Source organism: Clostridium beijerinckii, from assembly GCA_003129525.1.
Classification (GTDB): Bacteria; Bacillota; Clostridia; order Clostridiales; family Clostridiaceae; genus Clostridium; species Clostridium beijerinckii_D.
Map to the genome: position 1 here is coordinate 2,446,791 of CP029329.1, position 16,207 is coordinate 2,462,997.

At 28.0% G+C, this 16,207-nt stretch carries 13 protein-coding genes; 12 read left to right on the forward strand and 1 reads right to left on the reverse strand.

Features of this window, described 5'->3' with window-relative positions; genetic code table 11:
- Positions 1-126: 126 nt before the first annotated feature.
- From DIC82_10825 to DIC82_10865, 9 genes are all read left to right on the forward strand, one after another.
- Positions 127-930, forward strand: coding sequence for a hypothetical protein (locus DIC82_10825; GenBank protein ID AWK51494.1), 804 nt, complete (start codon positions 127-129; stop codon positions 928-930).
- A gap of 286 nt (positions 931-1,216) precedes the next feature.
- Positions 1,217-2,239 carry a spore photoproduct lyase gene (splB, locus tag DIC82_10830; protein ID AWK53072.1) on the forward strand — a complete coding sequence of 341 codons (1,023 nt, stop codon included), beginning with the start codon at positions 1,217-1,219 and terminating at the stop codon, positions 2,237-2,239.
- Positions 2,240-2,548: 309 nt separating this feature from the next.
- Complete coding sequence (locus DIC82_10835; protein AWK51495.1) at positions 2,549-3,970, forward strand: PTS trehalose transporter subunit IIBC; 1,422 nt, start codon at positions 2,549-2,551, stop codon at positions 3,968-3,970.
- Positions 3,971-4,134: 164 nt separating this feature from the next.
- A complete protein-coding gene (locus DIC82_10840) occupies positions 4,135-4,359 on the forward strand; it encodes a hypothetical protein (GenBank protein ID AWK51496.1) in 225 nt (74 codons plus the stop codon).
- Positions 4,360-4,424: 65 nt separating this feature from the next.
- Positions 4,425-4,952, forward strand: a complete 528-nt coding sequence (locus DIC82_10845) for a phosphoesterase (protein ID AWK51497.1) — start codon at positions 4,425-4,427, stop codon at positions 4,950-4,952.
- 256 nt (positions 4,953-5,208) lie between these two features.
- A complete protein-coding gene (gene argF, locus DIC82_10850; protein AWK51498.1) occupies positions 5,209-6,204 on the forward strand; it encodes an ornithine carbamoyltransferase in 996 nt (331 codons plus the stop codon).
- Between the two features lie 296 nt (positions 6,205-6,500).
- Positions 6,501-6,833, forward strand: a complete 333-nt coding sequence (locus tag DIC82_10855; protein AWK51499.1) for an XRE family transcriptional regulator — start codon at positions 6,501-6,503, stop codon at positions 6,831-6,833.
- Between the two features lie 201 nt (positions 6,834-7,034).
- Positions 7,035-7,220 carry a hypothetical protein gene (locus tag DIC82_10860; protein ID AWK51500.1) on the forward strand — a complete coding sequence of 62 codons (186 nt, stop codon included), beginning with the start codon at positions 7,035-7,037 and terminating at the stop codon, positions 7,218-7,220.
- A gap of 271 nt (positions 7,221-7,491) precedes the next feature.
- Positions 7,492-8,469: a gfo/Idh/MocA family oxidoreductase gene (locus tag DIC82_10865; GenBank protein ID AWK51501.1), complete on the forward strand. Its 978-nt coding sequence runs from the start codon at positions 7,492-7,494 to the stop codon at positions 8,467-8,469.
- A gap of 209 nt (positions 8,470-8,678) precedes the next feature.
- Here DIC82_10865 and DIC82_10870 read toward each other — a convergent pair whose 3' ends face one another.
- A complete protein-coding gene (locus tag DIC82_10870; GenBank protein AWK51502.1) occupies positions 8,679-9,014 on the reverse strand; it encodes a rubredoxin in 336 nt (111 codons plus the stop codon).
- Between the two features lie 716 nt (positions 9,015-9,730).
- Between DIC82_10870 and DIC82_10875 the strand changes: the two genes are divergently transcribed.
- From DIC82_10875 to DIC82_10885, 3 genes are all read left to right on the forward strand, one after another.
- Positions 9,731-12,691: a diguanylate cyclase gene (locus DIC82_10875; protein AWK51503.1), complete on the forward strand. Its 2,961-nt coding sequence runs from the start codon at positions 9,731-9,733 to the stop codon at positions 12,689-12,691.
- Between the two features lie 45 nt (positions 12,692-12,736).
- Positions 12,737-13,993 carry a UV DNA damage repair endonuclease UvsE gene (gene uvsE, locus DIC82_10880; protein ID AWK51504.1) on the forward strand — a complete coding sequence of 419 codons (1,257 nt, stop codon included), beginning with the start codon at positions 12,737-12,739 and terminating at the stop codon, positions 13,991-13,993.
- A gap of 155 nt (positions 13,994-14,148) precedes the next feature.
- Positions 14,149-15,711 carry a hypothetical protein gene (locus DIC82_10885; protein ID AWK51505.1) on the forward strand — a complete coding sequence of 521 codons (1,563 nt, stop codon included), beginning with the start codon at positions 14,149-14,151 and terminating at the stop codon, positions 15,709-15,711.
- The last annotated feature ends 496 nt before the right edge of the window (positions 15,712-16,207 follow it).

The following is a 16,207-nucleotide window of genomic DNA, read 5'->3' on the forward strand; positions in this document are numbered from 1 at the left end:
GTATCTGTAACATTATTGACTAAATTCTGTAACACAACTGTAAAAATACTTTTATATAATTAAAAAACAATTAGTTTATAAAAAAGATTTGTAGTGAAAAATAACATTGAAAAGGAAGCGATTTTAATGAAAAATAAAAGTATTAAAAGCAAAGTTATTACAGGAGTTATTATAGCAAGCATGGTTATATATGGCAGTACTGCAGTGTTTGCTGCTGATGCAACAGGTACAACAAATACTAAAACAGCAACTCACCAAGGTAGAGGTAATGACTTCAAAACTAAACTTGATGCATTAGTAACAGCAGGAACAATAACAGCAGATCAAGAAACTGCTATAAAAACTGCTCTTAGTCCACAAGGTAAATTTAAAGGTGATGCTAAAGGTGGAAAACATAAAGATATGTTCAAAACTAAACTTGCTACTTTAGTAACAGCAGGAACAATAACAGCAGATGAACAAACAGCAATAGAAACAGCTCTTTCAAGTGTTAAAGGAAACTTTAAAACAATTCTTGATAGTTTAGTAACAGCAGGAACAATAACTTCAGATAAGGCAACTGCAATAGAAACAGCTCTTGCTCCACAAGGTAATTTTAAAGGTGGAAAACATAAAGATATGTTCAAGAGTAAACTTGCTACTTTAGTAACAGCAGGAACAATAACATCAGATGATCAAACAGCAATAGAGACAGCTCTTTCAAGTGCTAAAGGAAACTTTAAAACAATTCTTGCAGATTTAGTAACAGCAGGAACAATAACTTCAGATAAGGCAACTGCAATAGAAACTGCTATTGCTCAAAAAGATGGTTTTAAAGGTAGAGAACATAAAGATATGTTCAAGACTAAACTTGCAGAGTTAGTGACAGCAGGGACAATAACTGTAGATCAACAAACAGCAATAGAAGCAGCTCTTACTCCTTCTAAATAAAATCAAAAATAACTAATTAGAATACCGCATTATAGATATGTATTTGCGGTATTTTGTTATTATAGTAAGTGTAAATGTAAAACCAGATATGAATGGTTAGCATTTACACTTATTTTGTTATACATAAAAGAGCCTAAAATAAGAGAAGTCAGTATTTTATTGATAAGTATTTACATAATTTTTTTTACTGAAGGTAAAAATACATTGAGAAAGTAAAAGACAACATAAAAATATAGAGAGGAGCAAATAAAACAGCTTGCTTTTTGCTGGTTTATTAGTGAAAGATATGTTTATACCTAACAGAATTATATTTGAGAAAAATTCATTAGAATATGGCATGGCTAAGGAGATTATGGATAAGTTTAAAGATAAGACTAACATTGAAATCATAAATTTGACTTCTAATAAACTCAAACAACACATTCCTGGTAATGATTTATTCTATCAATATAGAGAAGGTAAGAAAACTTTAGTTGTTGGAATTAAAAAGAGTCTAAAGTTTCAAACATGTAAACCTTCAGCTCATTATCAACTTCCATTAGTATCAGGATGTATGGGGCAATGTGAATACTGCTATTTAAATACTATGCTCGGAGATAAGCCTTTTGTAAAAGTTAATGCTAATATAGAAGATATTCTTAACCAAGCTCAGAAGTATATAAATGAAAGGTTGCCAGATATAACTATATTTGAAGGAGCCGCTACATCTGACCCTATACCTGTAGAGCCTTATACCCATTCTTTAGAGAAAGCAATAACATTCTTTGGAAGTAACAAAGCTGCTAGATTTAGATTTGTAACAAAATATAATGATATAGATTCATTACTTAATTTAGAACATAATGGCCATACAGAAATAAGGTTTAGTATTAATACTTCTTCCGTTATAAATCAATATGAACATTTTACAGCTTCTCGTGATAAAAGAATAGAAGCAAGTATAAAGGTGGCGGAGGCAGGATATCCTATGGGATTTTTAATTGCTCCCGTATTTATTTATCCTAATTGGAAAGAAGAATATCATGATCTATTACTAGAATTAAAAAGCAAGCTTCCAAGTGATTTGAAATTTCCAGTAACTTTTGAGATTATATCTCATCGTTATACTACAACAGCTAAAAATAGAATACTTCAAGTATTTCCTGAAAGTGAGTTACCGATGAATGACGAAGATCGTAAGTTTAAATATGGACAATTTGGATATGGAAAGTACTTATACCAAAAAGAAAACATAGATGAAATAAAACAATTCTTCAAAAAAGATATAGAAGAACTATTTAGCAATAAAGAAGTTAAATATATTATATAGTTGAAAATAATGAAGCCCACGCATATGTGGATTATATACATATGCGTGCATCATAGTGCTAGAGTTAAAATTAAAGACGCATTTCTTGATAAAATAGCTCCTATCCATTAAATAATATATTGAAAAAATAAAATAATATATCAAAAAATACTATTAATTTTTAAAACATTATTAACATATACATTAGTGAAGATGTAATGAGAATAACTATAAAATTCCGTAAATATCATTAGCAATAATAAAATTACTAAACTATAAAAGCTATTTTCGTAATGTTTTCTAATTTATTATAAAAGAAAGGAGTTATTTATGGATTATAAAAGAATTGCTCAGGAAGTTTTAGTTTCTGTAGGTGGAAAAGGTAATGTTTCTGGAAATGCAACATGTATGACAAGACTCCGTGTAACTATTAAAGATTCATCTAAAGTCAATATGGAGGTATTGAAAAAAATAGAAGGTGTTATGGGCATAGTTGAAGCTGATACATTGCAAATAGTTTTTGGACCTGGAAAAGTAACCAAGATTGGCGCAGAATTTTCTGAGCTAACAGGTATAGCACTTGGAACTTCAGAAGAAATAAACGTAGAAGACATTGCAAAAGAAAATAAAGCTGCAAACAAAGCAAAACAAACACACATAGTTCAAAGTTTTTTGAGAAAAATTGCAAATATTTTCGTACCTTTACTTCCAGGAATAATAGCAGCTGGTTTGATTAATGGTATAACTAATGTTATAAATGTTTCTACACATGGCTCATTAAGTGGACAATGGTGGTATGAATGTATAAGAACAATGGGTTGGGCACTTTTTGCTTATTTACCTATTTTAGTTGGTATGAATGCAGCTAAAGAATTTAAAGGTTCTCCAGTACTAGGTGCAATGGCAGGAGCTATGTCAATTGCAAATGTAGCTATGCCACTTCTTTCTAAATTTAAAGATGCATCAGTAGTTCTTCCATTAACAGGTACAGTATTTAATCCAGCATCAGGCGGACTATTAGCTGCACTTATTGCCGGTATGTTCTTTGCTATTTTAGAACGTCAAATTCGTAAATTTATGCCAGATATACTTCAAACATTTTTTACTCCGCTATTAACAGTTATTATTGGTGGAATAATTACATTACTAGTACTTCAACCAATAGGCGCTGGTTTAACAGCTGGAATCTTTGGAATATTAAATTTTGTATATGGAAGTTTAGGCGTAGTTGGTGGATATATATTATCTGCTGGATTCTTACCTTTAGTTGCAGTTGGTTTACACCAAGCATTAACTCCAATTCATGCTATGTTAAATGACCCTAATGGCACTACACAAGGAATAAATTACTTATTACCAATCCTTATGATGGCAGGTGGAGGACAAGTGGGAGCCGGGTTTGCATTATATTTGAAAACAAAAAATAAGAAGTTAAAGCAATTAACTAGAGATTCATTACCAGTTGGGATATTAGGTATTGGTGAACCAATGATGTATGCTGTAACACTTCCCCTTGGAAAACCATTTGTAACTGCATGCTTAGGAGCAGGGGTTGGTGGAATATTGGCATCTTTATTTAATTTAGGTACAGTATCTCAAGGTGTATCTGGATTATTTGGATTATTAATAGTTATACCAGGAACTCAACTCTATTATATTATTGCTATGTTAGGTGCTTATGCAGGTGGATTTTTACTAACATATTTCTTTGGTGTTGATCATAATAGAATTGATGAAATCTATGGTAAATGATTTTGGAATATCAATATATCTTGGAACAGGATATGAAAAAAACAAAGAAATAATTAAAATTGATGATATTAAATACTTGGATTATATTACTGATGGTCTGGGATTTAAATTTATATAGTTTTAGAAAAAATAAAATCTATCCCTTTATCTTAATCTATTGAAATATGAATAAGATAATTGGATGGATTTTGTTTTTTTTACTGATTACCGCTTGTAGAATTATAAATGCAAATAATTCAATTTCAACTGTAAGTAAAGAGGAATATCAATATACGGTTCCGTTAAGTTATGTTTACTATGATAATTATATTTATTTTCATGGTACTAAAGATGGGAATAAACTTAAAAATATTGCACAAAACAATAAAGCATCATTTATGTTGTTATAGATACAGAAGTATTGCAAAGTGAATTTAGTAGAAAATATAAAATATAATTTACAAAAGGAGAAATTATGAGATATGTAGTAGTATGTGTAGTAAAAGGAAAAGCAGGAGACTTTAACAATAGTTTAAGAAAAGATCTCTTAGAAAAATTCAATGCAAAATCATCTAAGTTACCAGCTCATTTCACTATTAATGCACCATTTGAATATGAGGGAGAAATTACTGAATTAAATAATGTTCTTGAAGATTTTAGTGGAAATGAAAAAGCAACGCCTTTTATGATAAATGGTTATGATCATTTTGATGATAGAGTAGTTTATATGAAGATAAATATGTCTACAGAAGCCAAAGATGTTCATGATAGGCTAATAGATAAGATGAGTTTTGTACCTTATATTGAATTTCAAAAAAAAGAGGGCAAAGATAAAACCTTCCATGTAACTTTAGCTTCAAAAAGGCTAAAGCCTCTGTACAATAAGGTGTGGGAATATGTTCATCAGTATCCTTGTGAATTTCAATGTTCATTTGATAATGTTACAATTTATAACTGGGATGATGGTACTTGGAAGTTGTATAAGGAGTTTAAGTTTAAATAAATATTAATATTGGGAATAGATTTAATGGTTATTTTGCAAGGAATTTAACCACGTGTATTTTATCGTGGTTAAAAAAACAACTTCACTAATTAACGCAACTTTTTAATATTGTAAATTTATATTTTATTTGCGAATATTTAGACAATAAGAGATATAATTGTTATAATTTAATAAATAGCAATAAGTAATAGTTTAATTCTGCATATTTGCATTATTAATAAAACTTAAATTATTATAAATGAAAAGGGGAATAACAATGGCATTAAATTTAAGAGGAAGAAGTTTTTTGAAATTATTAGATTTTACACCAGAAGAAATTAGATATTTATTAGATTTATCTAAGGAATTAAAGACATTAAAAAGAACTGGAGTACCTCATGATAGATTAAGAGGTAAGAATATAGTTTTACTATTTGAAAAGACATCCACAAGAACAAGATGTGCTTTTGAGGTAGCAGGAAGCGATTTGGGTCTTGGAGTTACATATTTAGATTCAGCAGGGTCTCAAATGGGCAAAAAGGAAAGTGTTGCTGATACTGCAAGAGTTCTTGGAAGAATGTATGATGGTATAGAATACAGAGGATTTAGTCAAGAAACAGTTGAGGAATTAGCTAAATATGCAGGAGTTCCTGTTTGGAATGGATTAACTGATGAATTTCATCCAACTCAAATGATTGCAGACCTTTTAACTATAGAAGAAAAGCTTGGAAGATTAAAGGGAGTTAATTTTGTATATATGGGTGATGCAAGAAATAATATGGGGAATTCATTAATGGTGGCTTGTGCAAAAATGGGACTTAATTTTACAGCTTGTGCACCAAAGGAATTGTTCCCAGCAGAAGAATTAGTAGCAGAATGCAAGGAAATTGCAAAAGTAAGTGGTGCTACGATTGCTTTAACAGAAGATGTTAAAGCAGGAACTAAAAATGCAGATGTAATTTATACAGATGTGTGGGTTTCTATGGGGGAACCAGACGAAGTTTGGGAAAGCAGATTAAAACTATTGAGCCCATATCAAGTAAATAAATCAGTTATGGATAATGCCAATAAAGAAGCAATCTTTATGCATTGTTTACCAGCTTATCATGATTTAAAAACAAAAGTTGGAAAAGATGTTGGAGAAAAATTTGGATTGACTGAGATAGAAGTTACAGATGAAGTATTTGAAGGAAAACAATCTGTAGTATTTGATGAGGCAGAAAATCGTATGCATTCCATTAAAGCAATAATTTTAGGAACACTTGGAGTATAATGGTCATTATAATTAGAAAATTAGACATACTGACTTGTTATTTTTTGAATATGACTTATATGATTATATCGTAAAGTCAATTAGATATTATAATCCTAATGCTTGGCCTGATTAGCTAGGCATTAGGATTTTTCATATTATTATGTTTAATGTTTATAAGGCCTTATAAATTTTTTTGATTTTGCACATAATAAAATATAGGTGATTATAAAAGAGACTACAAAAAAATAAAGTTTATGCACATGGCATATTTCCAAAATAATTATATTTATGTAAAGTATTATTAGGTGATTATAATGAAAAGCGGAGTCAATTATAGGGAAGTTGGAGATAGAATTAGGGCAGAAAGAGAACAGTTCGGAATATCAAGGGAAAAGTTTGCAGAAATTCTAAGTTTATCACCATTTTTTGTAGGCCAAATTGAAAGAGGCGAAAGAAAAATGAGTATTAGTACGCTGATAAATGTTTCAGAATGTTTGCATATATCAATAGATTATTTGATTTTTGGAGAAGTTCACAAGAAAGAAGAATATAATAGTTTACTATCGTTAATTGGTAAGTGTTCATCAGAAGAAGCTCGAATTATTGAAGAAATTATAAAAACAATTTTACCTCATATTACAAAATAAAGACTGATGAGGCAACCCAATACATAAAAAAAATATGCTGTAGGCCTATATTGATAGTAGGCTTAAGGCATATTTTTTGTTTTACATTTTTTAGATATAGTATAATATGATGTGAAATTATGGTAAACATGAATATTTATATTAAAATTATAGTTTTTTATGCGGAATAAGAACGCTTAAATATATTAAAGGCGGAAATTTATGAATAGAGAAACAAATGAGCACTTAGATAAAGAGGAACTTGAAAAGCATATTTGCGAACTAAGAGAGGTTTTAAATGAAATATGTGCTACAGCTGAAGATGCAGAAGGACTAAAACAAAGATTAATTGTAAGTCAGCGCATGGATCGACTTATTGTTCAATATATGAATAAATATAATATCTAAATAGTCAATATTTAAACAGACTAGTTACAAATGAATGAAATTAATAACTAGTCTGTTGTAGTTTATGTCTATTTTTTTAGAAATTCATAGTAATTATAATTTTAGTAAGTAATGAAATAGTTATTTTTTGATTTTAGCAAATAAATAGTGCTGACTAAAATTATTGCATCAAAATACAAAAAATCTCTTGCCATAGAGTATACTCTAAGGGTTATATTGTAATAAGATACATTCAAATACAATAAAATATAATTGTAAAGGGGTTAGTGTAATGAATAAGATGAAAATGGCAATTTTAGGAGCAGGATCTATTGCAAGGCAAATGGCATTTACTATTTCTAAGATGGAAAATGTAGATACATATGCAGTTGCAGCGAGGGAGTTTGAAAGAGCGGAAAAATTTGCAAAGGAGTTTGGATTTGAAAAAGCATATGGTTCTTATGAGGAAATGTTAAATGATGAAAATGTAGATTTAGTGTATATTGCAACACCACATTCTCATCATTATGAACATTCTATAATGTGTTTAAATCATGGGAAACACGTACTTTGTGAGAAAGCTTTTACAGCTAATGCAAAGCAAGCTGAAGAAGTATTAAAATTAGCAGAAAGCAAAAAGCTATTAATAACAGAAGCAATATGGACACGTTATATGCCAATGGCAAAAACGTTAAATGAAGTAATTGAAAGTGGTATTATTGGAGAAGTAACTTCTTTAAATACTAATTTAGGATATATAATAAAAGATATTCCAAGGATGATAGAACCAAAACTTGCTGGTGGAGCTTTGTTAGATTTAGGCGTTTATACAATTAATTTTGCATCAATGATTTTTGGAGATAAAATTAAAAGTATTTCATCTACAGCAATAAAAACCCAAAGCGGAGTTGATGCTCAAAATAGCATTACATTATGTTATGAGGATGGGAAAATGGCAATACTAAATAGCACAATGCTTGCAGTGACTGATCGCCAAGGCGTTATTAATGGAGATAAAGGATATATTGTCGTTGAAAATATTAATAATTATGAAAAAATCAGAGTTTTTTCTTTAGATAGGGAAGAAATTGCAGTTTATGACAGACCAAAACAAATAAGCGGTTATGAATATGAAGTTGAAGCTGCTATAAAAGCAATTCAGAATAAAGAAATAGAATGTCCACAAATGCCACACAAAGAAACACTTAGAATTATGAAACTTATGGATTCATTAAGACATGAATGGGGAGTTTATTATCCATTTGAATAGTTTAAATTAATAGCTATTACATCTTGGAAGAATTCTTTATAATTTAGGATTCTAGTTTAATATAAACACTGATAGAAACTAAAAACAAGAGTATCTAGCGGTATTTCAAAAAAATAACAGACCTAATATACAAGTATATTGGATCTGTTATTTTTTTATTATCATTAGTTTACATGATGTCTAATAAATAACTGTATATGTTTAATATTCTACCACTTACCGTTAGTCATATGTCCTGCTAGTTCAGCCTTTGATCTTTGTTTTATAGTCCAAACTTCATTTTTTGCTTTTTCAAAAGCACCTACACAATTAGGATCTAGATTTATTTTTATACCTTCAATAGAAAGTTTGGCAATTTTATCAGCCAATGCAATGATTTCCATATGAATATCATTTGTTCTATCCGATTGGTAAATTTTATTGGCATCTTCGCTACTTAATTCAATGAATTTTTCTTTACCCATAAGACATTTTGGACATTTTTCAGGAGCTTCTTCGCCTTCACTTATAAATCCACAAACAGTACATTTAAATAATTTTTTCATAATAATACCTCCTGTTAAAATAATTTATTTATATAACAAATGTTATATAAGAATATTATTCAACATTTGTTATTGAATTCCTTGTCTTTACATAAATTTATTTTTTGAAATTATATAATATATCTTAATATTCTTTATTTTCAGTAATTTTTTTGCAAGGAAACATTGCACGAGTATTTCTTTAATTTCAATCATAATAATCAATCCTTATAAAGTAAAAAGACTTTAAAGGTTTTAAGATATTATTAGAATTATTATGTTTAAATCTTTATATATACAAAATTCGTATAATAAGTGTATAATTCTACATTTATTAATAGATGCCTTTTTCATAAATGTAGAATTTGTTAAAGATCAAAACCATTTATATGAAATATAAATGGTTTTGATTAGAATTATATTTAGAAAAAATGGGGATTATAGGGCACTTGAGTTTAAAGATTAGTTGAAAATTATATAACTAATGTTTTTAATTATAAAGATCAAAGGTAGATTCCTATCAAATCAAATATTTGTAAAATAAATAAAATTAATATCGAAAAAAGTTGAAAGGTTGTGGTATTAATGGTAAAATATATAATTAATATAGTAAATTTTTGCAGAATTATATTCCTATACAAATATAAATTATAAAATTTGAATTTTACATATTTAAAGTTTTTTAAAGCAACTTTTGATAAGGCATATAAAACTGACTATTTAAGGAGTGTTAGATTATGAAGCTTAATTTTAGATCAAAATTATTTTTATATTTTGTAGCAATTATATTATTTACTTCTATTCCAGTAGCATTAATTACCTACAATTATATGTATGATTCACTAAAAAATGACTTATATGCGAATACAAAAGCTCAAATGGAACAAATAGACAATACCATTTCTAATAATATAAAACAAATAAAGGAAGATATTAGTTTTATATCGATTTCTGCGGATATAAAAAAAGCTGACCAATCTATCTCTGCTTTATTCAACATACCTAATATTGAAACAAATGGAAAATACTCAAAACAAATTCCAGGGATAGAAAGTACTATTTATAATCAATTAGAAGCTTATGGAACAACACATCCACAAACAACATATGCATATCTTGGAACTAAATGGGGGGGGTATACTCGCTGGCCAGATGGAATAAGTTCAAGTAAATTTGATCCTAGAAAAAGACCCTGGTATTCTCTAGCTTTAGACAATCCAAATCAGCCAATTATCACAGAACCATACGTTTCAGCAGTTGATACTAGTAAAATACTTATAACTGTTTCGAATGCTGTAAAGAATGAATCTGGAGAGATTGTAGGAGCTGCGGGCATTGATGTAAGTTTAGAAAAATTATCAGATATTATGAGGGATATTAAAATTGGCGATACTGGTTATATCTTTCTTTTTCTAAAAGATGGTACAATTGTAGCTCACCCTAATACTAATTTAAATTTTAAAAATATTTCGGAGCTAAATGAGCTAAGTGATACATCTACTGAAACTGATTACTTTTCAAAAATTCCCTTTGGAAATTATAATAAATTTATTGATGAAGAAAATGGCTACTTTGAAAGTGTAATTAATGGAGCTCCTGTACTAGTTGATGTTTATACGTCTCCTTATACAGGTTGGAAGATGGCTTCTATTATACAAAAGAGTGAACTTATGGATAGGGCAAGCAAAATTGGTTATTTAATAACGATAATAACCTTTTGTATATTAATAGTTGCAATAGTTATTACCATTATTGTTACCAAAAAGTTAACAAAACCGATTACGGAATTAACGCCTTTAATGAATGCGGCTGGAAATGGAAATCTGGAAGTTCAGTCTAATATTAATTCTAATGACGAATTTGGAGAATTAGGCAATTCATTTAATTTAATGATTGGTAATTTAAGAGAAAACTACGAAGAATTAACAGCAGTATACGAGGAATTATTAGCAACAGAAGAAGAAATTCAAGCACAATATGATGAACTACAAATTAGTGATGAAGCTTTAAGAAATAGTGAGGAGAGATATCGAATTGCATTAGATGGTTGTAATGATTCGATTTGGCAGTGGGATTTAGTTACAGGCAATTTTTTTATTTCTGATAAACTATATGATATTACAGGCTATAAATTAAATAATAATGTTAATTTTACAAAATTAATTACTGAAATAATTCATCAAGATGACATAGATATAGTAAAAAAGGATTTTGAAAATCATATTAACAATATAACTCCAATTTATAAATCTGAATTTAGAGCGAAAATTAGTGATGGTTCTTATGTTTGGTTATTATCTCGAGGTAAGGCTTTAAGAAATTCAGAAAATAAAGCTATAAAAATTGCAGGTTCTATTACAGATATTTCAGAGACAAAAATTTCAGAAAATAAAATAAAATTTATGGCTTATTATGATGCTCTTACAAAACTTCCTAATAGAACTTTTTTTATTGACAAGTTAAATGAGCAATTAGAATTAGTCTGTAGTAAAAATGTAAAAGGAGCTGTATTTTTTATAGATTTGGATAACTTTAAAAATATAAATGATACAATGGGTCATGATTATGGAGATAAGTTACTTATATATTTAGCAAAACAATTTGAAAGCTTGATAGATAAAAAAGATACCATATGTAGATTAGGTGGAGATGAATTTATATTACTTCATCCTTATGTTAAAGAATCTGAAGTTGAATCTTACGCAAAAAGATTTTTAGATTTATTTAATAAAGTGTTAAAAATTGATAATAGACAGATGTATATTACTGCAAGCATAGGAGTAGCTTTATATCCAAAGGATGGAACTGATACAAATACTATTTTAAAAAATGCAGATTCAGCAATGTACAAAGCAAAAGAATTAGGTAAGAATAGATTTACGCTATTTAATCCTGAAATGTATTTGAAGCTAAAGAGAAAAACTTGTATTGAAAGAATACTTAGAACAGTAATTGAAAATAATGAGTTAAGCATTAATTATCACCCACAATTTGATGCTCAAAGCAATGAAATATTTGGATTCGAAGCTCTGCTTAGACTAAATAGTAAGGAACTAGGGTTGATATCTCCTTTAGAATTTATTCCAATAGCCGAAGAATGCGGATATATAACAATATTGAGTAGATGGGTACTTAATGAGGCCTGCACACAAAGTGTAAAATGGCTTGATGCAGGCTATAAATTTAAAAGTATTAGTATTAATATTTCCTCAATGGATATACAACAATCAGATTTTTTAGAAAATATTAAAGATATTCTTAAGAATACATCAATTGACCCCAATATTGTTGAACTTGAAATTACGGAAACAGTTCTCATGCGGTCACTTGATTCTAATATAAATATATTAAAAAAATTAATGGGCATGGGCATTAGAATTGCACTTGATGACTTTGGAACTGGGTATTCTTCACTAAATTATTTGAGAGCGATTCCAATAACCACCTTGAAAATTGATAAATCTTTCATAGACAATATTACTTCAAACAAAAAAGAAGAATCAATTATTAATAATATTATTCAAATGGCACATAGTTTGGACTTAAAAGTTGTAGCAGAAGGAGTAGAGACAAAGGAACAGCTTTCAATCCTTAAAGAAAGAAGCTGTGATTATATTCAAGGATATTACTTTAGCAAACCACTTCAGGATAGTGAAATTGAAAAACTGCTAGTAAGAAATAACAATAAAACAAAATAAAAAATTATAATTGAGGAACATTATAATATGAAGGGAGCGTGAAAAATGAGTATAGGATATGCATGTTTAACTATTGGAGTTCTGAATACTAATCTAAAAAGTTGTGTGCTTAAGAATATAAATGATGACAAATTGCTAGATTTAATTTCGAACAATCTAAATTCTCTTGAAAATATTATTGATTATAATATTAAAAATAATATTCAGCTTTTTAGAATTAGTTCTGATTTGATACCATTTGGATCAAGTCCTGCAAATAAAATTCCTTGGTGGAATATATTTTCTGAAAGACTTGAACAAATAGGCATGAAAATTAAAGAAAGTAGTATGAGGGTATCGATGCATCCAGGACAATATACAGTATTGAACTCACCAAGCTTAGATGTTGTACATAGAGCAATGGAGGATTTAAAGTATCATACTAAAGTATTAGATAGCCTTAGGGTTGGATCAGAACATAAAATTATATTGCATATAGGTGGGATATACAATGATAAAAAACAAGCAATTGATAGATTTATAAATAACTATAATGATTTAGAAGAATCAGTAAAGCAAAGACTTGTTATTGAAAATGATGATAAATCTTATAATATTAAAGATGTCTTAGAAATAGGAATCAAATTAAATATTCCAGTTATTTTTGACAATTTACATAATTATATTAATTCATCAAAAGAAGAAAAGAACCAAATAGATTGGATTAATGAATGTAAAAAAACATGGAGACCAAAGGATGGTAATCAAAAAATCCATTATTCAGAGCAAAATATTTTAAAGAAAACTGGATCACATTCAAATAGTATAAAAAGTGATCAATTTATAAGTTTTTATGAATGTTTGGGACGAAATGATATTGATATAATGCTTGAGGTGAAAGATAAAAATCTTTCGGCAGTAAAATGTATTAATTGTACATCTAAACATAAAGACATTAAAGCACTTGAACTTGAATGGAGTAAGTATAAATACAAAGTTTTAGAAAGTTCACCTAATGATTATGAAAAAATACGAAATTTGCTTAAAGATAAAAATAACTATCCGGTTATGGAATTTTATAAATTGATAGAAAATGCAATGGATGAGGAGATTACAACAGGCAATGCAATTAATGCTGCATTACATATTTGGGGTTATTTTAAAAAAACTGCTTCAGATAAGGAAAAGACGAGCTTTATGAAAAGCATTGATGAATACAAAAATGAAAATGCAACTATTAGTAGGATTAAAAATAGTTTGTGGAAAATGGCTGTTAAATACGAAGAGCAATATCTTTTGAATTCTTATTATTTTATGCTTTAATTAACATTTTAATATATGTGTCCATAGTATTTTTAACCACGATAATTTTATCGTGGTTAAAAATTACTCAAAGTTGTGTTAAAATGTAAAAAGATAGAAAGATAAAATATAGTAATTTTTCCAAAAGTATAATGAATATATAAAAGGAGACAGATATGCCTAATATTTTTGATGGACTAAGAAAAATTTCTGATGACGATTTAATTCAACAAATTGCATTATTAGAAACTATAAACATGACTAACATATCAAAGCCAATTGCACAAAAGGCTAAGAAAAAAACTATAAGTATAATTAATTTTTTTGGAAGCAAACTTGGGAAAAATCATATAATTGAAGAATCTGAAGTAAAAGAAATATGGACTTTGATTGATGAAAAGAAAGATGAATTAAAAAATTGTACAAGACCAGAGTTAGATGAAAAATTATTAAATATTCTTATGGAGAGATTTGAAAATGATATAGAAGATCCAACAGAAGATGAAATATCAGTAGAAATAATAGAAGAAGTAGCTAAATTATATAAACTTCATAAAAATCTAACACCAGGGCAGAAAGCTGATAATATATATTTGAAATACTGTGAAAAACTTAAGGGGAAAGCTAAAGAATATTTAAATGAGCATCAATTGATCGAATTAAAAGAAGCAACTGAAAGTATAGAAGATATTTTATTAAATATGGATGAAGAGCAAAGGAAAAACTTTGAACATTCAGTAGATGTTGAAAAACTATCATTATTAAATGCTTGGAAAAAGATGAATAGACAACTTTTTGCAAGACTTATATGGTTATCAGTAAAAGCTTATGGCGGTAGTTTTACACCAAAAAAAGAAATACTTCCAAGTTTTATGGGAAATAAAAAAGATGTTGAAATAATAAATAAAGAGGAACATTTAAAAGAATCACAAGAAATATTATTGAAATTAAAAAATAAAATTGAATTATGCAAAGAAAAAATAGAATCTATAGAAAATAGTTTACAAGAAAAAAATCGTTTGTTAAATAATGCAATTAAAAACAAAAGTCAAGCTGAAGAAGGCATAATAAATGCAAAAAAAATGAACGGTAAATTAGAAGAAGTGAAAAAATCTCAGGAAGATGAATTAAAAGAACTTAAAGAAAAAATAGAAAATGCAACATTACAAGAATTAGAGTCATTAATGGAGGAATTTAAAAAAGTGAAATTTGACTCAATCGATATTAATAATAAGATTTCTGATATTAATATGGACATTACATATAGAAACGAACTAATAAAAGAGGCCACTCTAGAAATAGCAAGCAATGAAAAAACTATAGGAGATATTGGTAGCGAATTTCAACAATTCAAAATGGAAGCTAATAATTTATTAAAGGCTTATAATGAAAAGAAAGAAGAAGTGAATAAAAAAGAAGAAGAAAAAAGAAATGAAATTTTTGAAAGATGGATTAAATTTTTTGATAAATTTACATTTGAATTTAAAAACTTAAATCATGTTGCGAACTTTACGATAGAAGAATTACTTCATGTTGAAGAATGCTTATATGAATTACACTTTACAAAAGATCCAATAGCTTTAAGTATGGGATTAATAGATGATAAAGGTAATAAAAAAGAAGAATACGAATATATAGATGTAAGTTTTTCAGATGAATTTGAAATTGAAATACAGTATAAAGTATCAGACAATGAAGAAAAAAATGTGCACATAGTAGAAATTACCACTGAACTCTAATATAGGGTTCCTCAATGAGAATCGAACTTATGTGAATTCCCGCCGAAATCAATGATATTCATTTGTTTCGGTTTCTAAGGAATTTTGATGGGTGGTTCTAAGATTGCAAGTTGCATCAAAAATGCTAGCCTCAATGACAAGCATTGAACAAGCATTTTTGAACAACTTCCAATCAAGAACCACAGCCATCAAAATTCCAGATGAAACACTGCACAAAGGAATATCATTGATTTCTAGTTAGGGAATATATTCACAGTATAAGCTTAATTATTAATAAGGAACCCTATAACTTACAAGCTGGGAATTTATAGAGTATTTATTGACAGTTAGTAATTTTAAGAATAATATAAAAAACATAAAAACATAAAAACATAAAAACAAATAACTATAATATAAAAGGTGTTTCTTAATAGCATCTTTTATAATTTACATATTTTAATTAAGTTATAATTATTATATTTAGAAAGGAAGTGAGTATTTAGTAGGATTATGTATT